This window comes from Kribbella sp. NPDC059898 (assembly GCF_042730855.1).
Taxonomy (GTDB): domain Bacteria; phylum Actinomycetota; class Actinomycetes; order Propionibacteriales; family Kribbellaceae; genus Kribbella.
This window is the reverse complement of sequence record NZ_JBHWKR010000001.1, coordinates 1,042,666-1,068,989: the sequence shown is the minus strand read 5'-3', so window position 1 is coordinate 1,068,989 and position 26,324 is coordinate 1,042,666. Positions and strand designations below refer to the sequence as shown.

At 69.2% G+C, this 26,324-nt stretch carries 29 protein-coding genes and 3 tRNA genes; 18 read left to right on the top strand and 14 right to left on the bottom strand.

All coding sequences use genetic code 11. The annotated features are described in order from the left end of the window. Positions 1 to 78: 78 nt before the first annotated feature. Positions 79 to 930, bottom strand: a complete 852-nt coding sequence (locus ACFV9C_RS05280) for a LysR family transcriptional regulator (RefSeq protein ID WP_380190805.1) — start codon at positions 928 to 930, stop codon at positions 79 to 81. A 90-nt stretch (positions 931 to 1,020) separates the two neighbouring features. Here ACFV9C_RS05280 and ACFV9C_RS05275 point away from each other — a divergent pair, with 90 nt between their 5' ends. After that, positions 1,021 to 1,920, top strand: a complete 900-nt coding sequence (locus ACFV9C_RS05275; RefSeq protein WP_380190804.1) for a TIGR03564 family F420-dependent LLM class oxidoreductase — start codon at positions 1,021 to 1,023, stop codon at positions 1,918 to 1,920. Between the two features lie 30 nt (positions 1,921 to 1,950). Continuing rightward, positions 1,951 to 3,012 carry a serine hydrolase domain-containing protein gene (locus ACFV9C_RS05270; protein WP_380190803.1) on the top strand — a complete coding sequence of 354 codons (1,062 nt, stop codon included), beginning with the start codon at positions 1,951 to 1,953 and terminating at the stop codon, positions 3,010 to 3,012. A gap of 187 nt (positions 3,013 to 3,199) precedes the next feature. Here ACFV9C_RS05270 and ACFV9C_RS05265 read toward each other — a convergent pair whose 3' ends face one another. Continuing rightward, positions 3,200 to 3,376, bottom strand: a complete 177-nt coding sequence (locus tag ACFV9C_RS05265) for a hypothetical protein (protein WP_380190802.1) — start codon at positions 3,374 to 3,376, stop codon at positions 3,200 to 3,202. Between the two features lie 125 nt (positions 3,377 to 3,501). On the opposite strand from ACFV9C_RS05265, the gene ACFV9C_RS05260 reads away from it, so the two are divergent. Next, positions 3,502 to 3,993: a DNA polymerase ligase N-terminal domain-containing protein gene (locus tag ACFV9C_RS05260; protein WP_380190801.1), complete on the top strand. Its 492-nt coding sequence runs from the start codon at positions 3,502 to 3,504 to the stop codon at positions 3,991 to 3,993. A 40-nt stretch (positions 3,994 to 4,033) separates the two neighbouring features. Beyond that, complete coding sequence (locus ACFV9C_RS05255; RefSeq protein WP_380190800.1) at positions 4,034 to 7,156, top strand: discoidin domain-containing protein; 3,123 nt, start codon at positions 4,034 to 4,036, stop codon at positions 7,154 to 7,156. Position 7,157: 1 nt separating this feature from the next. Here the strand turns inward: ACFV9C_RS05255 and ACFV9C_RS05250 are convergent, their stop codons facing one another. Then, a complete protein-coding gene (locus ACFV9C_RS05250) occupies positions 7,158 to 7,805 on the bottom strand; it encodes a nitroreductase family protein (RefSeq protein WP_380190799.1) in 648 nt (215 codons plus the stop codon). Positions 7,806 to 7,860: 55 nt separating this feature from the next. Between ACFV9C_RS05250 and ACFV9C_RS05245 the strand changes: the two genes are divergently transcribed. Next, on the top strand, positions 7,861 to 8,508 hold the full coding sequence (locus ACFV9C_RS05245; RefSeq protein WP_380190798.1) for a nitroreductase family protein: 648 nt from the start codon (positions 7,861 to 7,863) through the stop codon (positions 8,506 to 8,508). Positions 8,509 to 8,511: 3 nt separating this feature from the next. On the opposite strand, the gene ACFV9C_RS05240 is transcribed toward ACFV9C_RS05245, so the two are convergent. Genes ACFV9C_RS05240 through ACFV9C_RS05230 form a run of 3 tightly spaced genes read right to left on the bottom strand, consistent with a single transcriptional unit; the run spans position 8,512 to position 10,549 of the window. Continuing rightward, positions 8,512 to 9,129, bottom strand: a complete 618-nt coding sequence (locus tag ACFV9C_RS05240) for an L-threonylcarbamoyladenylate synthase (RefSeq protein ID WP_380190797.1) — start codon at positions 9,127 to 9,129, stop codon at positions 8,512 to 8,514. An 11-nt stretch (positions 9,130 to 9,140) separates the two neighbouring features. Further along, entirely contained in the window at positions 9,141 to 9,752 is a 612-nt protein-coding gene (locus tag ACFV9C_RS05235; protein WP_380190796.1) for a class F sortase, read from the bottom strand. A 17-nt stretch (positions 9,753 to 9,769) separates the two neighbouring features. Then, positions 9,770 to 10,549 carry a DUF4397 domain-containing protein gene (locus ACFV9C_RS05230; RefSeq protein ID WP_380190795.1) on the bottom strand — a complete coding sequence of 260 codons (780 nt, stop codon included), beginning with the start codon at positions 10,547 to 10,549 and terminating at the stop codon, positions 9,770 to 9,772. Positions 10,550 to 10,747: 198 nt separating this feature from the next. On the opposite strand from ACFV9C_RS05230, the gene ACFV9C_RS05225 reads away from it, so the two are divergent. From ACFV9C_RS05225 to ACFV9C_RS05215, 3 genes are read left to right on the top strand one after another with little or no spacing between them, the layout of a single operon-like run. After that, a complete protein-coding gene (locus ACFV9C_RS05225) occupies positions 10,748 to 11,437 on the top strand; it encodes a hypothetical protein (protein ID WP_380190794.1) in 690 nt (229 codons plus the stop codon). A gap of 5 nt (positions 11,438 to 11,442) precedes the next feature. Beyond that, entirely contained in the window at positions 11,443 to 12,909 is a 1,467-nt protein-coding gene (locus ACFV9C_RS05220) for an MFS transporter (RefSeq protein WP_380190793.1), read from the top strand. Between the two features lie 9 nt (positions 12,910 to 12,918). Beyond that, positions 12,919 to 13,455: a CPBP family intramembrane glutamic endopeptidase gene (locus ACFV9C_RS05215; RefSeq protein WP_380190792.1), complete on the top strand. Its 537-nt coding sequence runs from the start codon at positions 12,919 to 12,921 to the stop codon at positions 13,453 to 13,455. Here the strand turns inward: ACFV9C_RS05215 and ACFV9C_RS05210 are convergent. Next, on the bottom strand, positions 13,389 to 14,111 hold the full coding sequence (locus tag ACFV9C_RS05210) for a DNA alkylation repair protein (RefSeq protein WP_380190791.1): 723 nt from the start codon (positions 14,109 to 14,111) through the stop codon (positions 13,389 to 13,391). The genes ACFV9C_RS05215 and ACFV9C_RS05210 overlap by 67 nt on opposite strands. A 216-nt stretch (positions 14,112 to 14,327) precedes the next feature. Here ACFV9C_RS05210 and ACFV9C_RS05205 point away from each other — a divergent pair, with 216 nt between their 5' ends. Continuing rightward, positions 14,328 to 14,711, top strand: coding sequence for an STAS domain-containing protein (locus tag ACFV9C_RS05205; RefSeq protein ID WP_380190790.1), 384 nt, complete (start codon positions 14,328 to 14,330; stop codon positions 14,709 to 14,711). A 63-nt stretch (positions 14,712 to 14,774) separates the two neighbouring features. After that, positions 14,775 to 15,503 carry a polyprenol monophosphomannose synthase gene (locus tag ACFV9C_RS05200; RefSeq protein WP_380190789.1) on the top strand — a complete coding sequence of 243 codons (729 nt, stop codon included), beginning with the start codon at positions 14,775 to 14,777 and terminating at the stop codon, positions 15,501 to 15,503. On the opposite strand, the gene ACFV9C_RS05195 is transcribed toward ACFV9C_RS05200, so the two are convergent. Further along, entirely contained in the window at positions 15,500 to 16,456 is a 957-nt protein-coding gene (locus ACFV9C_RS05195; protein WP_380190788.1) for a hypothetical protein, read from the bottom strand. The two genes, ACFV9C_RS05200 and ACFV9C_RS05195, sit on opposite strands and share 4 nt — an antisense overlap. Positions 16,457 to 16,545: 89 nt before the next feature. After that, positions 16,546 to 16,896: a metallopeptidase family protein gene (locus ACFV9C_RS05190; protein ID WP_380190787.1), complete on the bottom strand. Its 351-nt coding sequence runs from the start codon at positions 16,894 to 16,896 to the stop codon at positions 16,546 to 16,548. 84 nt (positions 16,897 to 16,980) lie between these two features. Between ACFV9C_RS05190 and ACFV9C_RS05185 the strand changes: the two genes are divergently transcribed. The 4 genes from ACFV9C_RS05185 to ACFV9C_RS05170 all read left to right on the top strand — a co-directional run bounded on the left by ACFV9C_RS05185 (position 16,981) and on the right by ACFV9C_RS05170 (position 18,021). Next, positions 16,981 to 17,053, top strand: a tRNA-Glu gene (locus ACFV9C_RS05185). Positions 17,054 to 17,111: 58 nt separating this feature from the next. Continuing rightward, positions 17,112 to 17,188: transfer RNA gene (locus ACFV9C_RS05180), tRNA-Asp, on the top strand. 45 nt (positions 17,189 to 17,233) lie between these two features. Then, positions 17,234 to 17,306, top strand: a tRNA-Phe gene (locus tag ACFV9C_RS05175). 85 nt (positions 17,307 to 17,391) lie between these two features. Then, entirely contained in the window at positions 17,392 to 18,021 is a 630-nt protein-coding gene (locus tag ACFV9C_RS05170; protein ID WP_380190786.1) for a nucleotidyltransferase domain-containing protein, read from the top strand. Here ACFV9C_RS05170 and ACFV9C_RS05165 read toward each other — a convergent pair. Together ACFV9C_RS05165 and ACFV9C_RS05160 are read right to left on the bottom strand one after the other, a co-directional pair. Continuing rightward, on the bottom strand, positions 18,004 to 18,750 hold the full coding sequence (locus ACFV9C_RS05165) for a phosphotransferase family protein (protein WP_380190785.1): 747 nt from the start codon (positions 18,748 to 18,750) through the stop codon (positions 18,004 to 18,006). The genes ACFV9C_RS05170 and ACFV9C_RS05165 overlap by 18 nt on opposite strands. A gap of 266 nt (positions 18,751 to 19,016) precedes the next feature. Continuing rightward, positions 19,017 to 19,319, bottom strand: a complete 303-nt coding sequence (locus ACFV9C_RS05160) for a hypothetical protein (RefSeq protein WP_380190784.1) — start codon at positions 19,317 to 19,319, stop codon at positions 19,017 to 19,019. 512 nt (positions 19,320 to 19,831) lie between these two features. Between ACFV9C_RS05160 and ACFV9C_RS05155 the strand changes: the two genes are divergently transcribed. Beyond that, complete coding sequence (locus ACFV9C_RS05155) at positions 19,832 to 20,965, top strand: hypothetical protein (RefSeq protein WP_380190783.1); 1,134 nt, start codon at positions 19,832 to 19,834, stop codon at positions 20,963 to 20,965. Next, positions 20,962 to 22,155 carry a hypothetical protein gene (locus ACFV9C_RS05150; protein WP_380190782.1) on the top strand — a complete coding sequence of 398 codons (1,194 nt, stop codon included), beginning with the start codon at positions 20,962 to 20,964 and terminating at the stop codon, positions 22,153 to 22,155. The genes ACFV9C_RS05155 and ACFV9C_RS05150 overlap by 4 nt, the downstream gene beginning before the upstream one ends. On the opposite strand, the gene ACFV9C_RS05145 is transcribed toward ACFV9C_RS05150, so the two are convergent. The 3 genes from ACFV9C_RS05145 to ACFV9C_RS05135 all read right to left on the bottom strand — a co-directional run bounded on the left by ACFV9C_RS05145 (position 22,108) and on the right by ACFV9C_RS05135 (position 25,271). After that, positions 22,108 to 22,617: a GNAT family N-acetyltransferase gene (locus ACFV9C_RS05145; RefSeq protein WP_380190781.1), complete on the bottom strand. Its 510-nt coding sequence runs from the start codon at positions 22,615 to 22,617 to the stop codon at positions 22,108 to 22,110. The genes ACFV9C_RS05150 and ACFV9C_RS05145 overlap by 48 nt on opposite strands. A 70-nt stretch (positions 22,618 to 22,687) precedes the next feature. Next, the gene (locus tag ACFV9C_RS05140) at positions 22,688 to 23,656 is read right to left on the bottom strand and encodes a serine hydrolase domain-containing protein (protein WP_380190780.1); all 969 of its coding nucleotides are present in this window, start codon (positions 23,654 to 23,656) and stop codon (positions 22,688 to 22,690) included. Between the two features lie 190 nt (positions 23,657 to 23,846). Then, positions 23,847 to 25,271 carry an MFS transporter gene (locus ACFV9C_RS05135; protein ID WP_380190779.1) on the bottom strand — a complete coding sequence of 475 codons (1,425 nt, stop codon included), beginning with the start codon at positions 25,269 to 25,271 and terminating at the stop codon, positions 23,847 to 23,849. Between the two features lie 95 nt (positions 25,272 to 25,366). Here ACFV9C_RS05135 and ACFV9C_RS05130 point away from each other — a divergent pair, with 95 nt between their 5' ends. Then, positions 25,367 to 26,032, top strand: a complete 666-nt coding sequence (locus tag ACFV9C_RS05130) for a TetR/AcrR family transcriptional regulator (protein WP_380190778.1) — start codon at positions 25,367 to 25,369, stop codon at positions 26,030 to 26,032. An 80-nt stretch (positions 26,033 to 26,112) separates the two neighbouring features. Beyond that, positions 26,113 to 26,298, top strand: coding sequence for a YegP family protein (locus ACFV9C_RS05125; protein ID WP_380190777.1), 186 nt, complete (start codon positions 26,113 to 26,115; stop codon positions 26,296 to 26,298). Positions 26,299 to 26,324: the final 26 nt, after the last annotated feature.

The window sequence follows — 26,324 nt, the reverse complement described above, 5'->3', positions numbered from 1 at the left end:
CCCCGTACGATCCGGTGCTTGTTGAGTACTCAACACACCGGTCTCCGGCGGAGCTGTCAGGGCCCGCCGGAGACCTTCTCAACCGAACGCCGCGACCAACTGTGCCAAGCACTCGCCCGACCGGCCGGCCAAGGTCAGCAGGTTCCCCGGGGCAGTCCTGGGCGGACTGAACGGCCCCATCCACAAAGCGCCTTCGGCAGCTTCACAAGCCGTTCCGTACACCACGGTCCACGCCGGCGAGCCGGTCGACATCTCCACGACCGCCGCCTCGAAGTCGTCGATCGGCCGCCCGAGCACCGGCTCGAACCCGGCCTCGCGGCAGGCCGTCACCATGTGGTCGCACAGCCGCGGGTCGTCGGGCAGCCGCAGCGGGAGGGCGGCCAGGTCGATCAGCTCCACGCCGTCGTCCGCCCGGTACGCCGTCGGTACGAGCACGGAGAGCGGGTCGCGCCACAGCTCGGTCACCTGGATGTCTGCGGCCGCCACGTCTCCGCGGACGAACGCGATGTCCAGCTCACCCGAACGTAGCGCGGTCAGATACTCGGCCGTAGTCCCGGAACTGAGTTGGATGTCGAGACCCGGGGTTCGACGCCGGAGGGTGGTGAGGCCGCGTTCCAGGCGTGAGCGGAGGCCTGGGGCGGTGCCGATCCGGAGGATGCCGTCCCGGCCAGAAGCCAGTGCGGCGGCGACCTCGGAGGCCTGGTCGGCGGCCGCGAGGACGGCGCGGGCCTCGTGGAGCATGCGTTCGCCGTCGCCGGTGAGGCGGACGTGGCGGGAGGAGCGGTCGAGGAGTTGCAGGCCGAGTTCGCGTTCGAGGCGGGCGACCTGCTGGCTGACCGCGGGCTGGACGATGTTCAGCCGTTCGGCGGCGCGGCCGAAGTGCAGTTCCTCGGCGACCGTGACGAAGTACCGCAGCTGCCGCAACTCCATCGGAACCACCTCCGGCGATCACGATTCCTTATCGCTGCACAGCGTAACTGCGTCTGGGTCGGCGGCCCGGTCGCCCGTTGACTGGTGGGCATGAGGATCGGACTGTGGATCGACGAAGAGGGCAAGACGGTCGCGGAGCTCGGCGCCGCCGCGCGGGTCGCCGAGGAGGCCGGCATCGACCGGATCTGGTTCAGCCAGCGGCTCGGCTGGGACGCGCTGACGCTGATCGCGGGCGTCGCGCCGTACACGAGGACGATCGAGTACGCCGTGGGCGTGGTGCCGGTGTATCCGCGGCACCCGCTGGCGCTCGCGGCGCAGGCGCTCAGCGTGCAGGCGCTGATCGGCAACCGGCTCACGCTCGGCGTGGGCTCGAGTCACCCGCACATGGTCGAGGGGATGCTCGGCCTCTCGATGGACCGCCCGGCCGCGTACGTCCGCGAGTACGTCGAGGCACTCGGCCCGCTGCTTTCCGGCGAGCCGACCGACTACGCGGGTGAGCGGCTGACCGCCCGCGGCCAGGTCACCGTTCCCGGCACCGAGGCACCCGAACTGATCCTCGCCGCGCTCGGCCCGCGGATGCTGAAGACCGCGGGTGAGCTGACCGCCGGTACGACGACCAGCTGGGCGACGCCGAACGTGATCGAGGACTTCATCCGCCCCACGATCGACCGGGCCGCGACCGCCGCGGGCCGTCCCGCACCGCAGGTCGTCGCGGGCTCCTGCGTCGCGGTCACCGACGACCCGGACGGGACCCGCGCCTGGATCCGGGAGCGGTACGGCGCCGCCGGATCGATGCCGGCGTACCGCGCTGTCATGGACCGCGGCGGCAACGCGGGCCCTGAGGACACCGCGGTCGTCGGCGACGAGGCGGCGGTGGCGAAGCAGCTGCAGCAGTACAAGGACGCCGGTACGACGGAGTTCCTGTTCTGCCCGGTGGGCACGGACGCGGAGATCGAGCGCACGATCAGGTTCGCCCTCGACTACGTGTAGTGCGAGCGGTCCGTGCTACGACGTACCTGTATGGACCTTCAGAGTGCAGTGCAGCAGCGGATCGACGAGCTGGTGGAGACGGATCTCGGGATCCAGGTGGCGGCGTACCGGCACGGCGAGCTGGTGGTGGACGCGGTGGCCGGCGACGGCGTGACCCCGGAGTCGCTGTTCTACGCGGCGTCCACCGGCAAGGGCGCTTCCGCGACGGTCGCGAACGTGCTGGTGGACCGCGGCGTCCTCGACTACGACCGGCCGATCGTGGAGCTCTGGCCCGAGTTCGGCGCGCACGGCAAGGAGAGGGCGACGCTGCGGCACGTGCTGACGCACACCGTCGGCCTGCCCGCGCTGCCGCCGGACACGACCCGCGAGACGCTGCTGAGCAAGACGGAGTACCTGGCGGCCGCCGAGCCGTGGTGGGGGCCGGGGACCAAGCTGACCTACCACGCGGAGACGTTCGGGCTGCTGGTCGGCGAGATCGTCCGGCGCGCGACCGGCCGGACGATCGCCGCGGTACTGCGGGAGATCGCGGAGCCGCTCGGGATCGCCGACGACGTGTTCTTCGGGCTGCCCGCCGCGCACCGGGACCGCCTCGTGCAGCTGGTGGAGCCCGCGGGGGCGGACCCGATGTTCGCGATGCTGGGCGAGTTGTTCGCCAAGGTCATGCCGTCGGCGGCGACGCCGCGCGCCGCGTACCTCAACCAGCCGGAGAACCTGGCGATCGAGGACCCGTCCAGCGGCGTCCTCACCGCCCGCGGGATCGCCAAGCTGTACGCCGGCCTGATCGGCGAGGTCGACGGCGTACGTCTGGTCCGGCCCGAGTCCGTACCGGTGATCACCGGACCCTCCGTGACGATGCCTGACGAGCTGCTGGGCAACCCGGCGACGATGGCGCTCGGCTACGCGATCGGGCGGCTGGGGTCGACGGCGGAGGAGAGTCCCGCGTCGTTCGGCTGGCCCGGCATGGGTGGGAGCGTCGCCTGGGCGGACACCCGCGCAGGCGTCACGTTCGCGCTGACCAGGGTCCTGTTCGACCCGACGGGCTCGCCGTCGGCGATCGAGATCGGCAACCTGGTTGCGAAAACTCTTTGCTGAAAACCCTTTAAGGTAAGGGGTTTTAGGTCGTGTCTGCCGACCCAGCGCCGTAGCGAGGAGGTGCTCGGTGCGGTGCCTCGGCGTGCGGGGGCGAAGGTCTCGATGCGGAGCATCGTGGCCTTTGCATCCGTGCGGCGAGGTGCCGTGCCGAGTGCCCCGCAGTAGGCGCTGGGTCGGCAGACACGACCTAACTTTCGCGGACGGAGCTGGAGTCGATCCAGACGAGATGGCCGTGGTGACTGACGAGGATCTCGTCGGTCCCGGCCGTCCCGGTCCGGCGACCCAGCTCCTGGCCGGCGATCCAGCGGCCGCCGATCAGGATCTGAACGGCGATCGGCCGCGCCGGTGAGGGGGCTACGGGCATGGCACCTGCTTCTGGACAGGGGCGGATGATGGAGGAGGTTTGGGGGCTGGTTTCCCAACCAGTCGCAAGCCTACAACCGCAGGATGACAGACCGTTAGCGGTAACTCGAAATCGTACGGAGCCTCATGTCCAAGCCCATCTTCGTCGTGCAACTGCACGACGCCAGGCGGCTGCATTACGACGTACGGCTGGAGGTGGACGGGGTGCTCAAATCGTGGGCGGTGCCGCGCGGGCCGTCGCTGGATCCGATCGTGAAGCGGTTGGCGGTGTTCACGTCGGACCACGATCTCGAGTACGCGTCGTACGAGGGTGTCCACCGGGAGGCGCAGTACGGGAGCGGCGCCGTGATCGTCTGGGACGCGGGCGTCTACACGAACCTCACCCGTGACGACCGGCGCCAGCTCGTCGACCCCGCGGAGGCGATCGAGCGCGGGCACTTGAAGGTGCAACTGCACGGCGTGAAGCTGAACGGCGCCTGGGCGTTCACCCGGACCGGCGGCGACTGGCTGCTGGTTAAGGTGAAAGACGCGGACGCCGACCCTGCCGTCGACCTGACCGTCACCGAACCGCGTTCGGTGCTGAGTGGTCTGACCATAGAGGAAATGGCCGCCTCCTGAGACACTCGTGGGTAAATCCTCACCGCCCCGGAGGACCTCGATGCGCACGCCTGCCGCCCTACTGTCCGGCGTACTGCTGGCCGCCCTGCTCCCGCTCCCGGCCCGCGCCGAACCGCCCACGGTCTGGACGCACAACGCGTCCGACCGCCTCTTCCCGTACGACGCCCGCCCGGCCAATGCGCCGACGTCGATCGACCTGTACGCCGCCCGCAACGAGACCGAGGCCGCCCAGGTCGCGATCCGCCCGACGGCCGCCGTCCAGAACGTGTCGATCGCGACCACCCCGCTCACCGGCCCGGGCGGCGCGACGCTGTCCGACATCACGGTCCGCCGCGAGTACCTGCACCCGAACGTCGTCCCGATCGGCCCCGGCGTCGAGATCCAGGGCACCGGTTCGGCGTACTACGACGCGCTGGTCGAGAACACGCCCCGGACCCTGACCGCGAACGTCACCCAGCCGTACCACTACAGCGTCCACGTCCCGGCCGGCGCGGCCCCCGGCGTCTACACCGGCTCCGCGACTGTCCAGAGCAGCGCCGGGAACACCGTCGTACCGGTCCGGGTCACGGTCTACCCGGCGACGATCCCGCCGACCAACCAATCGACGTTCCGGATGAACAACTGGACAACGTCGGCCGGCTGGGACTACACCGGCACGATCAAGGCGATCCCGCTGCAGTACGGCGTACAGATGTACGACGAGAACTGGTGGCGGGTGATCACCGCGATGGCCCGCGACCACGCGAAGCACCGGAACAACGTGGTGTTCGCGGACTTCCAGGCGCTGCTGATCCCGAACACCACGATCGATGCCGCGGGCAACTACAGCTTCGGGTGGCAGTCCTTCGATCGCTTCCTCAAGATCTACCAGGACGCGGGCGCACTGCAGTGGATCCACACCCCGCACCTGCTGAACGCGAGCGGCTCCGGTCACGGCCCACAGCTCGAGATGCTGCAGCGCGCCGCCGACGGGTCGACCCAGATGGTCCCGGTTCCGACCGGGACGCCCGAGGCGACGGCGTACCTAGACAAGCTGTTCGGCGCGCTCAAACAGCATCTCGACCAACTCGGGCTGACCGACGTCTTCTACATGAGCGCGAACGACGAGACGACCGTCGCCGCGGACCGGGACGCGGCCAACTGGTTCTACGACATCTACCGCCGGCACTTCCCGAACCCGCGGCTGAACGAGGCCCAGCTCTCGATCATGAACCCGCCGACGAACGTCACCGCCAACACCCCACTCATGGACCTCTACGAGAAGAACGCGGGCTACTTCCAGAACGACAAACTCAACGGCAAGGAGCTCTGGCTCTACAACTGCACCGTCCCACGCGGCACATACCTGAACCGCTTCCTGATGTCGTACCTCGACAGCACCCGGCTGACCCCGCTGCTGGCCTGGAAGACCGGCGCCGTCGGCTACCTGCACTGGGGCTGGAACTACTGGTACGGCGGCAACGACACCCCGATCGACACCTTCGACGGCCCCCAGACCGGCGACGCGTACCTGGTCCGCCCGAACAAGGCGGCGTACGACCTGTACGACAGCATCCGCAGCGAGGCGCAGCTCGACGGGATCGAGGACTACGAACTGTTCACCCAGCTCGCGGCGACCAAGCCCGTCCTGGCCAAGGCCCTCGCAAACTCGCTGATCACCAACTCGTTCACGGCGGACAAGTCGGGCGTCGCCTCGGACACCGTCCACCGCCAGGTCCTCGACGCGCTCGCGGCCGGCGGTCCGGACCAGGCCTATCCATACGCCGACGACTTCGCGAACGGCTCGCAGTCCTGGCAGCCGAAGGGCGGGACCTGGTCCGTCTCCGGCGGCGCGCTGACCCAGACCGACACGTCGCAGTGGGACTACGTGGCGGGCCTGGAGGCACGGGCGTACGGCGATGTCGCGGCCTCCGTCGACCTGCAGATCCGCGGCGTCAACTCCTCCGGCGGCGACACGAACTGGGCCGGGATGGTGCTCCGCAACCTGAACCCGACCGACTTCGATACCGGGTACCTGGTCGCGCAGCGGAACAACGGCGAGGTCTTCGTCTACCGCAGCGGCAAGACCATCGCCGCCGCCGCGGCCCCCTATGTCAAAGGCCAGTGGAACCGGCTCCGCGTGATCGCGCGCGGGTCCCGAATCACGGTGTACGTCGGGACCACGCAGGTGCTGTCCGTGACCGACCCGTCCTTCACCGCGGGCGGGTTCGGCCTCGCCAGCGGCGGCGTGAACGTTGCCTTCGACAACGTACGGATCAACCCGGCTGTGAACCCGGCCGAGGGCGCCGCGGTGACCGTGTCGTCGACGTACGACCGGGACGGCTGGAGCGCGGCCGCCGCGGTCGACGGCCGGCGTACGTCGGACGCTTCGTCGATGGGGTGGACGAGCGACGTGGGCCCGAGCGCCGTGTTCGGCCTCGACCTGGGCGCGGTCCGGTCGATCGGCCGGGTCGACCTGTATCCGCGGACCGACGGCGGCAACCTCGGCGCCGGGTTCCCGATCGACTACACGGTCGAGGTGTCGGCGGACGGGTCCACGTGGACGACGGTCGCGGACCGGAAGGACCAGCCGCGGCCGGGCGGCGTACAGACCGTTCCGTTCGCGGCGCGGGACGTGCGGTACGTGCGGGTGACCGGGTCGCGGTTGAGTCCGGATCCGTTCGGGGCGACCCGGATGCAGTTCGCCGAGGTGGAGGTCGCGGGCGGGAACCTCGCGGCCGGGCGGGCGGTGAGCTCGTCGACGTCCTCGGAGTACGGAGGCGAGGGCTGGCTGCGGGCGAACCTGACCGACGGCGCGCGGCAGTCGCGGCTGTGGAACTCGATGGGCTGGACGAGCGAGTCGGTCCCGGCCGGGTCGGCGCAGTCGGTGCGGGTCGACCTCGGCGGGCCGAGCCTGATCGGCCGGGTCGACCTGTACGGGCGGTCGGACGGCGCGAGCACCGGTCAGGGGTTCCCGATCGACTACGCCGTGGAGACGTCGCTGGACGGCGTCACCTGGACGGCTGCGGCAACGGTCACCGGCGCGGCGCAGCCGGGGGCCGCTCCGGTGACGCACACCTTCCCGGCGCGGGTGGCGCGGTACGTGCAGGTTCGTGGCACCCAGTTGCGGCCGGACGGCGAGGGCGGTTACCGGATGCAGTTGGCGGAACTGGAGGTGCGGTGACTCACCAGCCGTCGACGTGCAGTACGTCGTCCAGCGGCTGACGCGGCGCGGGCTTGAAGCTGGTCCCGATCGAGTACGCGGTCGGGATCAGCACGGTCTGCCGGATGTCCTCCGGGAGCCCGAGCAGCTCCTGTACTTCCTGCTCGTAGGTGAGGTGCAGCGTCGTCCACGCCGTACCGAGACCGCGAGCGCGGGCGGCGAGCATGAAGCTCCACGCCGACGGCAGGATCGAGCCCCAAAGTCCTGACTGGTTACCCGCCGGCAGGTTCTTCGCCTGCAGACACGGCATGACCAGCACGGGAACCTTCCCCATCCGCTCCCCCAGGTAGGCCACGCTGTCCCCCACCCGCCGCTGCACCGGACCCCGCTCCGGATCCTCCGCATGCAACTTCCCGGCCGCCCCCGGACCCGCCAGGTACTGCTCGACGGCCCGCCGGTAGTACTCACCCACCGCGGCCCGCTTCTCCGCATCGGTGATCACCACCCAGTGCCACGTCTGCCGATTACTCCCCGACGGCGCCTGCAGCGCGATCTCCAGACACTCCCGGATCACTTCCATCGGCACCGGCCGCTCCAGATCGAGCCGCTTCCGCACCGTCCGCGTCGTGGTGAGCAGCTCGTCGGGACTGAGATCGAGTGTGTAAGCCACCCGGACAGTCTACAGTAGTTCCAAAGCAGACTATCTATTAAAGGATGGTTTATCGATGGCCCTGAACCTGTCCGCCGACGAGGTGCTGTCCACCACCCGCGCCGTGCGGAAACGGCTCGACTTCAGCCGGCCGGTACCGCGCACGCTGATCGAGGAGTGCGTCGACCTCGCCACCCAGGCCCCGACCGGGCGGAACCGGCAGCGCTGGCACTTCCTGGTCGTCACCGAGGACGCCCAGCGCCGGGCCGTCGCGGACATCTTCCGGCGGGCCGTCTCGCAGGCGCCGGGGCAGCCGTTGAGCGCGGGCGACGTACGGCGGATGAACCATCACGCCCGGTCGACGGAGCGGGTGTTCGACAGCCTGCGATACCTGGTCGACAACATCCACCGGGTGCCGGCGTTCGTGATCCCGGCCGTGGAGGGGCGGACCGACCGCGCGCCGGCCACCGTTCAGGCGGGCACCTGGGGTTCGATCCTGCCGGCCGTGTGGAGCTTCATGCTCGCCGCTCGCGAGCGCGGCCTCGGCACCGTCTGGACCACCGCGCAGGGACCGCTCGAACGCGAGCTCGCCGGCGTGCTCCGGGTGCCGTACGACGAGGTGATGCTGGCCGCGTTCATCCCGCTGGCGTTCACGCTCGGCACCGACTTCCGCCCGGCCAAGCGGGTCCCGCGCGACCAGGTCCTGCACTGGGACCGGTGGTAGGCGCTACTCGAACGGCGTCGGGTCGCCGGCGCCGATGCGGACCAGTTCGGGGACATCGTCGGAGAAGTCGACGACGGTGGTCGGTTCGGTGCCGACCTCGCCCTCGATGACGGCGTCGATCTGGTTGTCGAGCTCTTCCTTGATCTCCCAGCCCTGCGTCATCGGCTCCTCGTGGCCGGGCAGCAGCAGCGTGCTGGAGACCAGCGGCTCGCCCAGCTCGGCGACCAGCGCCTGGGTGACGACGTGGTCCGGGATCCGGACACCGACGGTCTTCTTCTTCGGATGCAGCAGCCGGCGCGGGACCTCTTTGGTGGCCGGCAGGATGAACGTGTAGCTGCCCGGCGTGGCCGCCTTGATCGAGCGGAACACCGCGTTGCTGATGTGCACGAACTGCCCGAGCTGCGCGAAGTTCTCGCAGACCAGCGTGAAGTGGTGCCGGTCGTCCAGGTGCCGGATGCCGCGGATCCGGTCGATACCGTCCCGGTTGCCCAGCTGGCAGCCGAGCGCGTAACAGGAGTCGGTCGGGTACGCGATCAGCCCGTCCTCGCGCAGCAGGTCCACCACCTGCCCGATCGACCGCCGCTGAGGGTTCTCGGGATGGATGTCGAAATACCTCGCCATGGCCGTCGAGCCTACTGCGCCGGGCCGGTGGGTACGGCGGTCACCACCAGGTTGTCCTGATATCCGCCGCGGGACGGGTCGTACGCACCCGTGCAGGTGATCAGCACCAGCCGGTGATCGACCGTCTGATCGAACGCCCCGCTCGTCGTGGCCAGCGCGTCCTTCCGGACCGCCGCGACCGACACCACCCGGTACGACGCCGTGTGCCCGGAGCCCCGCAGTACGACGACCTCACCTGGCCGTACGCCGCGCAGCCGGGCGAAGTACCCGAGGCCCTCGGTCTTCGTGTCGACGTGCCCGGCGAGCACCACCGAGCCGTACGGGTCACCGGCCTCGGCGCCGCCGTCCCACCACCCGACGTTCTGCGCCTTCGCCGGCACCTGGAGCAGACCGTCGACGGTCGTTGCCGTGAGCACCGATGCGTGACTGCCGCCGGGCAGCACCACCAGCTGCGGTACGAACCGCACGCGCTGACTCGGCGCCGGCGTACCAATCTGTCCGGGCGGTACGGACGTCGCGGTGGTCGGCGGCGTACCCGTGGTGTGGAAGGTGAACGGCGCCGTCGGTGCCGGCGCCGCACCGCTCGCCCCGGCCGAGCATCCGGCCAGGGCGAGGCAGCACAACGCGATGCCGAGCCGTTTCAGCGACGGACCGCTTTCCGGCTGACTTTTTGGCCGGCACCGACGGCGAACGCGAGCGCGGCGAGGAACACCACGATCCACAGCCCCGACTGGCCGGCAGAGCTCTGCGCCTGGTCGAGCGCTGCCGCCTGTCCACCGGTGCCGGTGTTCACCACCCGCGGCTTGTCCGACCCGGTGGCCGGAACCTTGATCGTGCCGAGGGCGACGGTCATCGTCTTCTGGCTCGGCGCACCGATCGCGAACACCCGGGTCAGGTACCCGGCCTTCACCGGCAGCGCCAGCGGACCGAGGACGACCGGCGAGGTCGCACCGGTCGGCACGATCTCCACCTGGTACGTCGCGGCCGGCACGACCACGTCGAGTGACTCACCGTTCGCGACGTTCTGGAAAAGCACCTTTCCGTTCACCCGGATGTCGGCCGGACCGACCGCCGCGTCGTGCGCGACCCGCAATCCGGCTTTGTCCTTCGGTACGCCGGTCAACTTGTTCACGTACGTCGTGATCAAGGGCGCACCGCCCGGCGACACCGGCTGATGAATGACGACGTCCAGACTCGCCCCGGACGCCGCCGTGACCTCGCGCTGGATCACCGTCCGGCCGCCCTGTTTCGCGGTGATCGTCCGCTTCCCTGCCGCCACCCCGAACGGCCCGATCAGCTTCCCGCCGGCCACACCGGTGGCCACCAGATGTCCGTCAACACTGATGTCCAGGCTCCGCCCGGGCAGGCCCTGGACGAAGTAGAGGTTGGCCCCGGCCGCCGCGTCCGCCGGCTGCGCCACTACTACCGAGAGCAATATCAGAATTACCGGACCTAGAATTCTCGAAACCTTTTTGTGCACTGTCCGAGATTGCTCGGACACGTCCCGTCCGTGCATTTTCTCCCCCTCTTGAAATTTACCGCCCCCATGAATTCGGGCGTATCCTAAATCCACTTCGACCCGGCCACCAAGGGGACGCACGGGTCTTGTATCCGGGGGGTGCCGGTGCGGGCAGCGGTCCGGGGTCTGACGGCGGTCGCGCTGTTGCTGGGGTACGGCGCGGCCGCCGCCTGTTCGGGCGACTCAGCCGTACCGACGGCGCCGAGTCCCGGACTGGACGGCGCACGCCCGGCCGCATCGCCGACGGCGACCGGATCCACCACGCCGGGGGTCGGGCTCACCGTCGTACCGCGCTCGGACGGCTCGTTCGACATGACCGAGGATCTGCGGCTGTCCGCGGCCACGGACGTGCTGCAGTTGCAGCTGCCCGCGTCCGGCGCCCAGCTGCCCGGCCTGATGTCGCCGACGAATCCGCAGGTGACGAATCTGAACGTGATCGCCGACGACCAGTCGGTACCACTCACGGAGACCACGCTCGACGGGCCCGACTACATCCCGCTGATCGCCGCCGCGACCCGGATCCGGTTGACGTACCGGCTGTCCGGGTCGGCCGTACTGGCCACCCCGTCCCGGTCGCCCCGGGCGGGCGCGGTGGTCCGACCGCTGACCGCGAGCGCCGACGGGTCGCTGCCGACCGACGTCACGGTGACGACGGGGCTGCTGAACGCCGTCTGCCCGCTGCTCCCCGAGCCGCGGTGCGCCGTCGGCGATCCGCCGCATCTCGCGATCGAACCCGGTATCCCGGCCGGGAAGGCCCTCGTCGTCCTGCAGCTCGATCTGCCACGCTGAGGTCCATGAGTACAGAAGGGCAGATCGCGCTGGGCACCAGCCGCGGTCGCTGGGTCCTGGCCGCGACGGCACTCGGGTCGGGGATGGCGTTCCTGGACGGGACGGTCGTGAACGTCGCGCTGCCCGCGATGGGCAAGGACCTGAACGCCGACATGGCCGGCCTGCAGTGGATCGTGAACGGCTACATGCTGATGCTCGCCTCGCTGGTGCTGCTCAGCGGCTCGCTCGGCGACCGGCTCGGCCGGCGGCGGACGTTCGTCGTCGGAGTGATCTGGTTCGCGGCGGCCTCGGTGCTGTGTGCGTTCGCGCCGAACCTCGAGGTGATGATCGCCGGCCGGGTCCTGCAGGGCATCGGCGGCGCGCTGCTGACGCCGGGCAGCCTGGCGATCCTGCAGACCACGTTCCGGCACTCCGACCGCGGCAAGGCGGTCGGCACCTGGTCCGGCCTGACCTCGGTCGCGGCGGCCGTCGGCCCGTTCGTCGGCGGCACGCTTGTCGACAGCGGGTACTGGCAGCTGATCTTTCTGATCAACGCGCCGCTCGCGCTGGTGACGGTGATCGTCACGCTGCGGCACGTGCCCGAGACCCGCGACGAGGAGGCCGGCGGCAAGCTCGACTTCACCGGCGCGATCCTCGCCACCGTCGGCCTGGCCGGCTTCACGTACGGCCTGATCAGCGCCGGCGACCACGGCTTCGGCGACCCGATGATCCTGGCCAGCCTGACGATCGGCATCCTCGCGTTCGCCGGGTTCGTCGAGGTCGAGCGCCGCGGCGCGCACCCGATGCTGCCGCTCGGCATCTTCGCCAACCGCCGCTTCACCGGCGCGAACCTGGTCACGGTCGTCGTGTACGGCGCCCTCGGTACGGCGACGTTCCTGGTGGTGGTGTACCTGCAGACCGCGCTGCATTACTCGGCGCTCTGGGCGGGCGCGGCGCTGCTGCCGATGACCGCGCTGATGCTCGGCCTGTCCGGGTACGCCGGCGGGCTGTCGGACCGGATCGGCGCGCGCATCCCGATGACCGTCGGGCCGGTGCTGATGGCGGGCGGGTTCCTGCTGATGCTCCGGATCGACACCAACTCCAGCTACGTGACCGCCGTACTGCCGGCCGTCGTACTGCTCGGGCTGGGGCTCGTGTCGACGGTGGCGCCGCTGACCGCGACCGTGCTGTCGTCGGTCGCGGACCACCACGCGGGGATCGCGTCCGGCGTGAACAACGCGGTCGCCCGGTCGGCCCAGCTGATGGCGGTCGCCGCGATCCCGATGGCGGCCGGCATCACCGGCGACGCGTACCGCGACCCGGTTGCCTTCCACAACGGCTTCGGGAAGGCACTGGTGATCTCCGCCGTCCTGGCCGCGGCCGGCGGCGCGATCGCCTGGTTCACGCTCGGCGAACGCCCCCGGCCCGGTCTCGTGCACCACCACCCGCACTGCGCGCTGGAGGCACCGCCGTACGCGGACAGCAAGAACTGATTTGTCGACTTGTCCCCCGACGTGCTCGTCTTCGTGATCACCAACGCGGTGATCGCCACGCTGCTCGAGGCGTTCCCGGAGGAGATCTGCCTGCGCGGGCACACCTGGACGGCGCTGCGGTCGCACTACCGCGGGGCGATCGCGGCCGTCGGTACGACGTTCCTGTTCCTGCTCGTGCCGGGTCTTTCGACCGTCGTACAGGCGATCCTGACCGCGTCACCGGACACGATCCGCCTGGTCCCCGCGGGGCAGGATCCGGTGTCGTACCCGATCCTGCTGACGATCTTCGGATTCACGCTGATCGCGGCCCGGCAGGCGACCGGGTCGCTGTGGACGAGCATCGGCACGCATCTCACGTTCCTCACCGTCAACCGGATCAGCCTCGACGGGACCGCCCGGGACGCGGGCTGGTCGGCCGACCTGGCGAGTCCCGACGTACTGCTGCTGATCCCCGGTTATTTGTTGCTTGCAGCAATTACCTATCGGGTTCTTGGTACGCCGAGGTACCGCCGCCGGCTGGCCGGGTCGAGTCGTTCGATGGCGTAGCGGAGCATGGTCCGCGGCATCCGGCCGGCGTACCGGTCGAGGAACGCCCGCAGTTCGGCCTCGTCGACGCGCTTGCCGGCCTCGCGGAGCATCCACCCGGACGCCTTGTGGATCAGGTCCTCGCGGTCGTCGAGCACCTCGGCGGACAGCTTGTACGTGTCGGCGGTCTGGCCCTGGTTGATCAGGTACTGCGTCGCGACCAGCGCGATCCGGCGTTCCCACAGCGACGTCGAGCGGACGAGCTCGTACAGCGGGTCGCGCGGCTTGTCGAGCAGGTACCCGCCGACGACCTGCGGCGCGCTGCAGTCCACCAGGTCCCAGTTGTTGATGTACGCCGTGTTGCGCAGGTAGAGCTCGTACAGCGCCCGGAGCTCGGCCGGGTTCGCCGTACGCGACTTGAGGGCCTGTGTCGCGCGGTCGGCCAGCAGGCAGAGGATCGTCAGGCGGTGCTCGTGTACCGGGCTGGTCAGGGCCTGCTCGAGGTCGTCGAGCGGGAGGCCGGCCCGCAGGTACGGCTTCAGGATGTCGCGGATCGTGGACAGCTTGACGCCGATCATCTGGTCGCCGTGCCCGTACTCCCCGGGGCCGAGCTTGAAGTAGCGCGCGAGGAGTTCCGCAGCTGCCGGATCGGCGGCCGCGTCGACCTCGGCGAGCAATTGCGTCGTACTCAGACCGGCATCCCTCCAACCCTGTCGAGAACGCCCATACCGCCTTGTCTACCACTACTCTCAGGTCCGGCAGGTCACGCTCCGGGTTCCATCGTCGTGAGACCCGTTGTGACGCCTGCGCGATCAGGCATACGGTGTGGGGGCAGGGCAGTTCCATTCCGCCAGGACCCGCGTTCGTGGCGCTACCCCGGGGGAGACACCCGCGTGACAAGCCAGCCAGAGCCGCGGGACGGCGACATGATCAAGACCACGTTCGACGCTGTCACGGTGGAGCTGGAACCGGGCGTCCTGCTGGTCCGGATGTCCGGGGAGATCGACATCGCCAGCACGGAGTTCGCCGCCGAGGCGATCCGCGCCGCGGTTGCGCCGCCGGCGCGGCGGGTGCTGATCGACCTGTCCGCGGTCACGTTCTGCAGCTCCGCCGGCCTCGGCAACCTGGTCGAGGCCCGCAACCTCGCCGGGCAGCACGACATCACCCTCGCCCTGGTCGGCGTCGGGCGCCCGGTCGACCGTCCGCTCAGCGTCACCGGGCTCGGCGGGCAGTTCCGGATCTACGGCACCGCCGCCGAGGCACTCGCGGACTTCTGAGGTCGTTGAACCTTCGAGGCCACCGGGTGCGGTAGCCTCCGGTGTCTCCGACGAAGGAAAGTCATGGGTGAGCTAGCCAAGATCGTGGTCGTCGTACCGACCTACAACGAGCGGGACAACCTGCCTGTGCTGGCCGGACTGCTGTCCGACCTCAACCTGCCCGGCCTGGAGCTTCTGGTTGTCGACGACAACTCTCCCGACGGTACGGGCGACGTCGCCGACGAGCTGGCGAAGAAGTCGCCGGAGAAGGTCGGCGTACTACACCGGACGGTCAAGGACGGCCTCGGCCGCGCTTACGTCGCCGGGATCACCCGCGCGCTCGACGAGGGTGCCGACATCGTCATCCAGATGGACGCCGACCTGTCGCACCCGGCCTCGGTCATCCCGACAATGGTCGAGATGCTGCGGACCACCGACGCCGGCGTCGTGATCGGCTCCCGCTACGTCCCCGGCGGCTCCGCCGCGGCCGAATGGGGCTGGCACCGCCGGGCGCTGTCCGCCTGGGCGAACTTCTACGTGAACGCGATCCTGCGCCTGCACGTGAAGGACGCCACCGCCGGCTTCAAGGCCTGGAAGGCCGACACCCTCCGCTGGATCGAGGTCGCCTCGATCGCCAGCAACGGGTACTCGTTCCAGGTCGAGATGAACTACCGGACGGTCAAGCGCGGCCTCAAGATCGCCGAAACCCCGATCCACTTCGAGGAACGCACCGAAGGCGTCTCCAAGATGTCGCTGAAGGTCCAGCTCGAGTCGGCCCTGATGCCGTGGAAGCTGTTGCTCGGCCGCTCCTAGATCGACCGTGCCACCGAGGCGAGCATCCGGTCGACGGCGGGGTAGACGGCGGCCTTGACGTCGCGGCGGGCCGTCACACAGACGGCCACCGTCACGTTGTGGACCGAGTCGACGCCGGTCATCGTCGTACAGCGGCCGGCCACCGTCACGGTGACACCGCTGACCTTCAGGCGGCCGGTGTACGACAGCTGTGCCTGGTCGCGGATGTTCGAGTTCGCCGGGCTGACCGTCTCGACGGGTGCCTTCCGTACGGCGGTGGCCTTCGCTCCCCTGTTCAGACCGTCGACGACGTTCTGCGCGTAGGCGGCCGCCGGGAAGCCCACGGGATCGACGATGACGGTGACGAAGGCGCCTGGCGCAGGCGATTGGAGCACCAGCCCGTACTTCGAGTGCCATGACCTCTTCCAGCCCTTGACCGGCTGGACGTAGACGTCGTCGTACACCAGGAGACCCTTGTCGACGTCCTTCAGGGTCCTCCGCCGCTCCGGCGCCACGGTCGGCGCCACGGTTGGCCTCGGCGTCGGCTCCGGCGTGGCGGACTGGGTGTACGTCGGGCTCGGGGGCTCGGTGGTCGGGTCGGCGCTCGGGGTGGTCACGGCGTCGGAGTAGGTGGCGGTCGGGAGGCCGGCGTCGGCGCTGTCGTCGCCGCCGCGGGTCGTGACGAACGCGACGATGCCGCCCACCAGGAGGAGCACCAGCGCGACGGCACCGATCGGGAGCCAGGGGCGTTTGGGCTTGTTCGGCGGCTGGCTCCCTGGGTACTGCGGACCTGGGCCGCCGTACTGCGGTTGCGCTCCGTACTGCGGTTGCGCTCCGTACGGCGGTTGCGTGCCGTACGGCTGGTCTTGGTGTGACGGCTGGCGGCCGTACTGCGGCAGCGGGGCGGTCTGCGGCGGCGGACCGCCGTACGGGCCCTGCTGCGGATTCCAGGCGGGCGGTTGGGGATCGCTCATGGCGAAGCCTCGCTAGATCGTTCAAATAGTGGGCTGAACCGGACCCCGACCCGGCCGCGCCGAGGCTACCCCACGCCACGCCGTCCGGCCTACCCGTAGCCCAGCTCGTGCAGCCGTTCGTCGTCGATGCCGAAGTGGTGGGCGATCTCGTGCACGACTGTGATGTGCACCTCTTCCACCACGTCGTCGACGGTCTCGCAGATCCTGAGCGTCGGGTTCCGGTAGATCGTGATCCGGTCCGGCAGTACGCCGCCGTAGTAGTGCCCGCGCTCGGTCAACGGGATCCCCTCGTAGATCCCGAGCAGCTCCGGATCCCCCGCCGGCGGCTCGTCCTCCACGAACACCGCCACGTTGTCGATCAGCCCCGCCAACTCCCCCGGAACCTCGTCCAGCGCCTGCGCGACCAGCCCCTCGAACGCGGCCCGGCTCATCTCGATCACCCCACCAGTATCTCGTTTTGGAAGCTGGCGTGGTCTCCTCTATGCTTACGGCTGTCCCTGGAGCTTCGGCTCCCGCGGGTCCGAGTCCCCATCGTCTAGTGGCCTAGGACGCTGCCCTTTCAAGGCGGTAACGCGGGTTCGAATCCCGTTGGGGATACGGCCGAAGGCCGATGCAAAACCTAGCTCGGAGATGCTGTAGGATCATCGAGTCGCAAGGCCCAGTAGCGCAGTTGGTTAGCGTGCCGCCCTGTCACGGCGGAGGTCGCGGGTTCGAGTCCCGTCTGGGTCGCCAGGAGAAGGCGGCGGTGTCCAAACACCGCCGCCGAACTTTCTCCCCGGTCAGGTAGCTCAGCTGGTAGAGCGTCCGCCTGAAAAGCGGAAGGTCGGCGGTTCGAGACCGCCCCTGACCACTACGAACCCTCTCCATTCATGGGGAGGGATTTTCTCTGTCTGCGGGCGGGCGGTCGTCGGGGCTTTGCGTCCTACGATGGCTGGGTGTTGTCTGAGCCGGTTGCGCTGGAGTGGGGTCCGGGGACGTGGGAGGCGTGGCATCCGCGGACGGTGGCGGGGCTGCTGGCGGGGACGGATGCGCGGTGGTGGGTGGTTGGCGGCTGGGCTTTGGATCTGTTTCGGGGGCGACAAACTCGTGAGCACGAGGATCTGGAGATCGCGACTCCGATCGGGGACTTCGATCTGATTCGCGAGCGGCTGGCGGCGTATGAGTTCTTTGTCGCTGGTCGGGAAGGGTTCTGGCCTGTCGACGGAGCCGGGTCCGCGTACTTCGAGTATCAGCAGACGATGGCGCGCGACCCTGCCACGGGCAAGTGGTGCATCGACGTGATGCGGGTCCCGGGCGACGGGGCGAACTGGATCTGTTCACTGGATCGCAATATCCACCGGCCGTACGGCGAGGCGATCGCGCGCACGGCTGATGGGATTCCGTACCTGCGACCGGAGCTTGTGCTGCTTTTCAAGGGGCTGCAGACCCGTCCGAAGGATCAGGCGGACTTCGAGGCGACCGTGCCGCATCTGAGTGCTGAAGCCCGCGGTTGGTTGGCACAAGCGCTGGCCGAGACCAGAGGCGACAGTCATCCGTGGATTGGCGTGCTAGAGCTGGGCTCTTAGTACGTCGATCGCGCCGCCTGGGGTGGATGGGTTGTGGCCGTGGGTGGTTAGCCAACGGACTAGTAGGCGGGTTCGTAGGGACCACCAGGCGTGGATCACGTTGAGGTCGACGGGGGTGGCGTAGCCGGTGAGGAGGGCGTTGAGGTGGGGCTGGTGGGCTACGGTCAGGCTGGCTAGGTCGTAGAGGGGGTCGCCTTGGCCGGCTTCGGACCAGTCGATGATGCCGGTGAGTGCGGTGCCGGCGGTGAAGACGTGGGCGATATGTAGGTCGCCGTGGGTGAAGGCTGGGTTCCAGGGGCGGAGGGCGGCTTCGGCTAGGTCGCGGTTGCGGGTGACAAGGTCGGCGGGGAGTACGTCGTCGGCGATCAGTCGCTCGCATTCGCGGTCCAGGTCCGCGGTCAGCTCGTCGAGAGGGCGGCCGGCGCGGCCGGGCCAGGGTGGGGCGGGGGCGTTGTGGAGTTCGCGGAGGGCGGCGCCTGCTGCGGCCCATGCTTCGGGGGACGCGGTGGACGGTTGACCGACTCGGCCGAGCACGGTTCCTGGGACGGCGGAGAGCGCGAGTACGGGCGGCTCGCGCCACAGGATCTCCGGGGTCGGCACCGGGGCCAGCGTCATCGCCTGGACCTCGCGGTCGATCCGCGCCTGGTCGGCGTCCACCTTCAGGAACATGTCACCGACGCGCAGGGTCGCGCGCTCGGAGTGTGCGGCGACGACGGCGATCTCTTCCACTGGTGACCACTATTCGGGGGACGGCCGCAGGGTGTCGCGGGATTATCACGCACGACTGCGCGGCTGGGCGTCGGCTGCTGATGATTCGCGTTCGGTGAGGAATTCGTTCAGGAGTTGGAAAAGGATGGCTGTGGCGTGCGGTTCCTGCTCTTCGGAGAGGTTCCAGAGGTTTGCGGTCTTTGCCCAGCCCGGCTACCTGTCACTCCGTCCAGCCCTCCAGGAAAAAGAGTGGGGTGGCCTAGGAACATCCCGCAGCTTCCCGTGGGTCAAGGGCGGAGGGGGCCGAAGAGTAGGCGGCCTATGAGGGCTGCTAATAGGAGGGCGGCCAGGCCTGTGAGGGACAGGATGCAGGCCGCGGTTTTGGCGATGGTCAGGGGGCGGGTGGTTCGGGTGAAGCCGTCGGTGAGGATGGCTACGGTGGCCAGGATTAGGAAGGCTGTGGCGGCTGCGGTCAGGACGATGTAGTGGTGGCCGCCGAGGGTTGCTGTGGCGGTGAGTTTGGAGTCGTGGTCCAGCCAGGCGCCGAAGGTGTAGAGCCAGATCACGGCGGCCAGGTCGGCGGCCATCACGAGCCAGAGGGTGTACGGCGATTTGCGTACGGGCGTGGCCTGGCGGGTCGACGTACGGGAGAGCAACGCGGCGGCGAGGTAGCGCCGGGCGGGGACGCGGAGGCGTGGGTCGGGCCGCGGCCGGCGCGGGACCTGCGGCCGGCACGGCTGGTGCGGTCAGCGCTGGGGCTGCGGTCGGCGCGGGTGGTGCGGGCGGCGTGGAGGCTGCGGTGGGCGCGGTCCGGATCCTCGGTTTCTCCCGTCTGCCCCGCGCGTCGCGTGGCTACAGTTGGCTTCAGGTCGACTTCGGTACTACGGTAGAGCTACGGTGTAACCAGGGTCAATCGCCAGTTTGTCAGGAACAATGGGTGAGCGATCTCCGGCCGAATGCCCCGCCGGTCCACGGATGGCACGGCGTACGAGCGACCCTCGGACGCCGCACTACAGTGGGGCTCGGTGAAGTCGGGTAGAGCCGGGTGTACGATCAGCCGATCCGCCGCACCCGCTGTTGGTCGACCATTTCGGGAGTGAGAGTGGCCCCCTCTCCAGAGGCCGTACGACTCGCCAGACGACTCCGGGACCTTCGGGAATCCGAGCGACTGACCCAGAAGGACCTGTCGAACGCGTTGAGCGCCGCCGAGGTCCGCGTCGCGGTGGCGACGATCAGTTCCTGGGAATCACAGTCCAACCCGAAGCTGCCCCCGGAGGAGCGGCTGCGCTCGTACGCGCTGCTGTTCGCGATGACGGTCGTCCCCGACGGCGTCCCCCGCGAACAGGAACTGAACACCGCCGAACGCGAACGCTTCAACGCCCTGCACCGCGAACTCGTCGGCCTCCGCGACGACATCCGCCACCACCAGACCGGCACCCCCACCTCCAGCGGCTCCTACACCTTCGACTTCGAATCCGGCCGCATCACCCTGATCTGCCCGGAGATCCCGGAGGACGGACGGTCGTCGCTCGCCGACCCGGAGAACCCGAACTTCACCAAGCTCTATCGGTACGCCGACCTCGACGCGCTGATCGAGATGTGGGGCCACGTCCGCGCCTCCAACCCGGAACTCCGGGTCCGGCACCGGTTGCCGTCGGAGGTGAGCGCGGACCATCTCTCCGGCCACATGATCCTGGTCGGCGGCATCGCCTGGAACCGGGTGACGAGCCGGCTGCTGCGAGTGCTCGACAACCTGCCGATCCGGCAGCTGTCGGTACCGGACCTGGCCGACGGCGAGATCTTCCGGTCCCGCGACGGCCAGGAGTACCGGCCGGTGTGGGAGGAACGTAAGGACTTCGACCCCGAGGAGGACGGCGCGCCGTCGACGGCCGACCTCGAGGCGGACCAGACGCAGGACGTGTGGCGGGGCGACAAGCCGCGTGAACTCGTCGAGGACGTGGCGTTGTTCGCCCGGCTGCCCAACCCGTTCAACCACAGCCGGACCATCACGATCTGCAACGGCGTCTACAGCCGCGGCGTTCTGGGCGCGGTCCGGACGCTCACCGACGACGCGGTCCGCGAGCGCAACGAGACGTACCTGGCCAACCGGTTCCCAGGCGGCGTCTTCGGTCTGCTCATGCGCGTCCCGGTGGTGAACGGCGAGGCCGTCACGCCGGACCTCGAGATCGAGGAGAACCGACTGTACGAATGGTCACCGGAGGACGACACCGAATGAGCCGCAGATCCCGACAAATCCAGTCGTCCCACGCGGGCCTGCTCTGCGACGGTTCCGCTCCGGCGGCTCCGGCCGCGAGCAGCAAGCTCGACGCGATCGTCGTACCGGCCGCGCGCCGGGCAACCGAGCTACGGTCCGTGATCGAACTGGCGGCCGACCTGCGCGTACCGCTCGTCATCCTGTGCAGCCGCGAGGCGCTGCTGGACAAGGTCGTCGAACGGGTGAACGGCACGTTGTACGCCCAGGCGCTGGTGATCCAGGTACCGGAGGACTACCGGCCGCCGTGCCCCACCCCGAAGACCTCGGCGCGGAAGTTCCAGGAAGCCTCGGCCGGCCGGTCCAGTGACCTCAGCGCGAAGCGCAACCTCGGCCTGCTGTACGGCCGGCTGCGCGGCTGGAACAAGATCCTGTTCGTCGACGACGACATCCGCGGCCTCAAGTCCACGGACGTCGATCGGCTGACCGGTTACCTCGACCGGCATCCGGTCGCGTCGATGGCCAGCCGGAAGTTCCCCGACAACTCGGTGGTCTGCCACGCCCGCGGGAAGGTCGCACCGCAGGACGTGTTCGTCAGCGGTGCCGTCCTAGGCGTCGACCTGCAGCGCCCCGAGCTGTCCTTCTTCGCTGACATCTACAACGAGGACTGGTTCTTCTTCGCCCGGTACGCCGCCCGGCGGGCGATCCCGAAGATCGGCGAGGTCCGGCAGCTCGAGTACGAACCGTTCGCCGATCCGCAGCGCGCCGCCCGCGAGGAGTTCGGCGACCTGCTCGCCGAGGGGCTCTACGCGGCGTTCGAGAGCCAGCCCGGGATGCCCTTCGAGGAGCAACTCCGGCTCGCGATGCAGCCGACGTACTGGCACCGCTTCAAGGGCATCCGGCTCGCGACCATCGAGGACACCCTCGCGGCGGTGCGGAACGCGGAGGCGTCGATCGACCAGTTCCCCCGCGTCGTCCGTTCGCTGGAGACCGCGCGGCGGTGGACGAACCGCATCTCCGCGAACCTGTGCGTGGAGTTCATCAAGAGCTGGCAGGAGGACGAGGAGCTCTGGCAGAAGATGCTCGCCAACCTCCCGTCGGGGCAGCGCAAGGAAGACGCGTTGAGCCAGCTGCGGCTGACGAACTGGGTCTCCTGCGGGTACGGGCTACGCACCGAATCGCAGGCGGATCTCGCGGCGGCCGGAGCCGTCTGAGAGGAGTTGGCGTTCGCCGGTGGGGCTGAAGCCGAGGCGGTCGTAGACCTGGCGGGCGACGGTGTTGGTGTCCAGGACCCAGACGCGCCATTCGGTGACGGCGGGTTCGGCGGTGGCGAGTTGGGCGAGGATGGCCCGCAGTACGCCGTTGCGGCGGTACCGCGGGTCGACCCAGACCGACTCGATGTGGCGTTCGTACGGCGCACGCCCGGGGACGCGGACGGAGCTTGCCATGCCGACGATGCGGGCGGTGTCCCGGGCGACGACCCACCGCATCCGGGTGAAGCGTTCCCGCCAGCCGTCCTCACCGACGGTCACCTCGTCCTCGTAGTCGGCGATGTACGCCGACGGTGAGTCCTTGAGGGCCCGGAGGCGTACCTCTCGGGCGATCGGCCAGTCGTCGGCACCGAGCATGGCGAGTTCCAAGGTCCCGGACCCCTTCGGGAGATGGCAGCACAGCATCCATACCAGTGTCGCCGTTTCGCCGATCACCAAACCGTCGCGCCGGCAATGTCACATCCGGTGACCGGTTTCAGTGGCAGATCGCCCGGTCCACGAACGCGTCGACGGAGGCGTCCGGGTTGGTCCTGAAGTCGGGTGTGACGGCAACGGTGACCTGCCGCCGGGTGTCCTCGGTGGCGTACGAGTACGCCTGGTACGCGAGCGCGTCGCCGTCGTTGCCGTACACCCGTACCTTGCAGGAGGTGTCGTGCCACGACAGCCCGAGCCCGTACGTACCGCCCTCCGTGCCGGGCGTCTTCATCTCGGCGAGCAGCCGCGCCGGGAGCAGCCGGCCGCCGAGCAGCGCGGCGAAGAACCGGTTCAGGTCGCGCGTGGTCGAGATCAGCTCGCCGCCGGCGCCGAACAGGGACGGGTTCATCTCGGTGAAGTCGACCAGCCCGCCGTCCTTCGGGACGTACCCGTGCAGGTGCGCTCCCCGGATGTACGTCGACGTGCCCGGCATCGTCGTACCGTGCAGCCCGAGCGGCCGGATCACGCGGCGCTCGACCTGCTCGCCGTACGTCTGCCCGGTGACCTTCTCGATGATCTCGCCGAGCAGCAGGTAGTTCGTGTTCGAGTAGTTGAACTGTGAGCCGGGCTGGTCGAACACCGGCGGATGCGCGAGCGCCCGCTGGATCTGCTCGGCCGCGGTCCAGATCCGGAACTGGTACGTGTAGAACTCGGCGTTCGGCGGCATCGCGAGCGTGTTCTTGTAGTCGTACAGCCCGCTCGTGTGGTTGAGCAGCTGGCGGACGGTGATGTTGCCGCCGTTCGGTACGACGCCGGGCAGCCATCGCTCGACCGGATCGTCCAGCCGCATCCGCCCCTCGGCGACCAGTTGCAGTACGACGGTGGAGACGAACGTCTTGGTGATACTCCCGGCCCGGAACCGCCCCGCCGCCGGAACGGGCCGGGACGTCCCCAGCTCCGCGACCCCACTGCTCCCCCGCCACACGTGCCCGCCGTCCCGTACTTCAGCTACTGCCCCGATCGCCTTCACGTCCTGCAAACCTCCGGACGGAACCGCAGCCAAGACTCCAGCAGTTACCAACGCCACCAGCATCGTTATCTCCTCACAAGATCCGTTGCCCTCAACCCAACCGGCTCCGGACCCCGTGAGCATCAGGGATCACCCCGTAAAGCGACTGCGCGTTCCACCCAGTTGTCCAGGATGGTTGCCGTGCGCAACGTCAGGCGGCGGCGGTGGCTTCGGTGAGTTGTTCGGAGGTGGGCTGGAGTTGCGGGGTCGCGAGGGTCAGCAGGACGTTGGCGATCGCGAAGACGGCGGCCGCGAGCAGACCGCGTTCGTACCCGGACTGCAAAGCCTGCAGCTGGGTCGCGCCGTGGGTGAGCTCGTTGGTGGTGTGCGTGATCGACAGCGTGGTGACGATCGCGAGCCCGAGCGCGCCGCCGACCTGGTACATCGCGTTGACGACGCCCGACGCGGCGCCCGCCTCGACCGGGCGTACTTCGGAGACCGCGTTGATCTGACCCGGTACGCCGACCCCGATGATGCCGAAGCCGAAGACGATCAGGCCGGGCAGCAACTGACTCGCGTAGCTGCCCGTGGCGTCGGCCTGTGAGAGCAGGAGCAGACCGACGACGCTCAGCACCGCACCGGCCAGCTGCACCGTACGGGTACCGAGCCGCTGCACCAGCTGCGACGCCAGCACCGCACCGACGATCGCCGCGCCACCCATCGGCAGGAAGTGGATGCCCGCCTCGAGCGCACTGTCGCCACGCACCTGCTGCAGGTAGATCGCGGTCAGGAAGAACATCGACAGGAACCCGGCCCCGTTCAGCGCGAGCGAAGCACCGGAAACGCTCAGCGCCCGCGACCGGAACAACCGCAACGGAACCAGCGGCGAAGCGGACCGCGATTCGACGAAGACAAACGCACCCAGCAGCACGACACCGGCCGTCAGTACGCCGATGACTTCAAAGGAACCCCACCCGGAAGGCTCCGAGCGTACGACGCCATAAACAACAGCCATCAGCCCAGCCGTTCCGAGAACAGCGCCCAGAGTGTCGAATGTGCGCCGACCCGTCGAGTGCCGTACGTCGCGCACGAAGACCGGGATCAGGGCGACCAGAGCGAGCACGATCGGGACGTTCACGAAGAACACCCACTGCCAGCTCAAGGAATCCACCAAGACCCCGCCGGCGACGACGCCGAGCGTTCCGCCGAGGCCGGCCAGGCCGCCCCAGACGCCCATCGCGATGTTGCGTTCGCGGCCGTGGGCGAAGGTCATCGTCAGGATCGCCAGCGCCGACGGCGAGAGCAGCGCGCCGCCGAGCCCCTGGACCGCGCGGGCCCCGATCAGGAACTCCGGCGAGTTGGACAGCCCCGCGATCAGCGAGGTGGCGCCGAAGAGCAGCAGGCCCGCGCTGAACACCCGGCGCGGCCCGAGCAGGTCGGCCATCCGCCCGCCGAGCAGCAGGAAGCCGCCGAAGAGCAGGGTGTACGCGTTGATCACCCACTGCAGGGAGTCGGCGGAGAAGTTCAGGTCCGCCTGGATGTGGGGCAGCGCGACGTTCACGATCGTCACGTCGAGCACCACGATGAACTGCGCGAGGGCCAGCACCGCCAGGGTGGCCCAAGGACTGCGTCGCATCGCCGTACCTCATTACTCGGAGTGATGTCTACACCGTATGTATACGGCGTAAGCTTACGGAGTAGACAGTAGGTCTACGGTGTAGACTTGTCAACGTGATCACCAAGGAGACCGCCCGCCGGCTCGATCCGGTGCGGGTCGTCGACACCGCACTGGCCATCGCCGACGACGAGGGACCGGCCGCTGTCTCGTTCCGGAAGCTCGCCGCGCAGCACGACGTCACGCCGATGGCGCTGTACCGGCACTTCAAGGACAAGGACGATCTACTGGCCGCGCTGGGCGACCGGCTGCTCGCGGACGTCGTACTGCCGGCGCCGACCGACGCGCCGTGGGACCAGCAGCTGCACGCGCTGCTGACCGCGTTCGTCGAGGCGCTCCGCGCACACCCGCGACTGGCGGACCTCACGCTGGCACGGATCCTGGTGGCCGAGCCCGGTCTCGCGCTGGCCGAGCGGGCGCTGGGGCTGCTGGTCGAGGGCGGCTTCTCGGTCGACGACGCGGCGGAGATCGGCCGGCAGTCGATCTGCTCGCTGATCGCGCTGGTCACCACGGACCCGGTCGCCCGCGAGGTGAGCGACCCGGAGGCCCGCGAGGCGTCACTGCGGCGCAAGCGGGCGTCGCTCGGCGCGCTGTCGCCGACGCAGTACCCGCTGGTGACCTCGGCCGCGGGCGCGCTGGTCTGCCCGTCGTCGCAGGACCGGTACTACGCGGTCGGCGTCGATCTGGTGGTCGCCGGGATCCGCGGCGTACTCGATCAGTGATGTGTGTCTGACGGCACGAAGCCGGGCGAGAGGACTACGCTCCGAGACGGAGCGATTCCACACTCTATGGAGGTACACCGATGGCGGGGAAGTTCGAGCTGTACAAGGACAAGTCCGGGGAGTTCCGGTTCCGCTTGAAGGCTGGGAACGGCGAGATCATCGCCACCAGCAGCGAGAGCTACAAGACCAAGGCCTCCGCGCTCAACGGGATCGACTCGATCAAGCGGAACGCCGCCGAGGCGAACGTCGACGACCAGACTGACTGATACCTCAAGCAAACAAGGGGGTTCTC

Excerpts from the sequence above, each read along its gene's own strand:
- ACFV9C_RS05280 (WP_380190805.1), bottom strand. The coding sequence starts at position 930 with ATGGAGTTGCGGCAGCTGCGGTACTTCGTCACGGTCGCCGAGGAACTG.
- ACFV9C_RS05275 (WP_380190804.1), top strand. The coding sequence starts at position 1,021 with ATGAGGATCGGACTGTGGATCGACGAAGAGGGCAAGACGGTCGCGGAG.
- ACFV9C_RS05270 (WP_380190803.1), top strand. The coding sequence starts at position 1,951 with ATGGACCTTCAGAGTGCAGTGCAGCAGCGGATCGACGAGCTGGTGGAG.
- ACFV9C_RS05265 (WP_380190802.1), bottom strand. The coding sequence starts at position 3,376 with ATGCCCGTAGCCCCCTCACCGGCGCGGCCGATCGCCGTTCAGATCCTG.
- ACFV9C_RS05260 (WP_380190801.1), top strand. The coding sequence starts at position 3,502 with ATGTCCAAGCCCATCTTCGTCGTGCAACTGCACGACGCCAGGCGGCTG.
- ACFV9C_RS05255 (WP_380190800.1), top strand. The coding sequence starts at position 4,034 with ATGCGCACGCCTGCCGCCCTACTGTCCGGCGTACTGCTGGCCGCCCTG.
- ACFV9C_RS05245 (WP_380190798.1), top strand. The coding sequence starts at position 7,861 with ATGGCCCTGAACCTGTCCGCCGACGAGGTGCTGTCCACCACCCGCGCC.
- ACFV9C_RS05240 (WP_380190797.1), bottom strand. The coding sequence starts at position 9,129 with ATGGCGAGGTATTTCGACATCCATCCCGAGAACCCTCAGCGGCGGTCG.
- ACFV9C_RS05220 (WP_380190793.1), top strand. The coding sequence starts at position 11,443 with ATGAGTACAGAAGGGCAGATCGCGCTGGGCACCAGCCGCGGTCGCTGG.
- ACFV9C_RS05200 (WP_380190789.1), top strand. The coding sequence starts at position 14,775 with ATGGGTGAGCTAGCCAAGATCGTGGTCGTCGTACCGACCTACAACGAG.
- ACFV9C_RS05195 (WP_380190788.1), bottom strand. The coding sequence starts at position 16,456 with ATGAGCGATCCCCAACCGCCCGCCTGGAATCCGCAGCAGGGCCCGTAC.
- ACFV9C_RS05150 (WP_380190782.1), top strand. The coding sequence starts at position 20,962 with ATGAGCCGCAGATCCCGACAAATCCAGTCGTCCCACGCGGGCCTGCTC.
- ACFV9C_RS05145 (WP_380190781.1), bottom strand. The coding sequence starts at position 22,617 with ATGCTGTGCTGCCATCTCCCGAAGGGGTCCGGGACCTTGGAACTCGCC.
- ACFV9C_RS05135 (WP_380190779.1), bottom strand. The coding sequence starts at position 25,271 with ATGCGACGCAGTCCTTGGGCCACCCTGGCGGTGCTGGCCCTCGCGCAG.
- ACFV9C_RS05125 (WP_380190777.1), top strand. The coding sequence starts at position 26,113 with ATGGCGGGGAAGTTCGAGCTGTACAAGGACAAGTCCGGGGAGTTCCGG.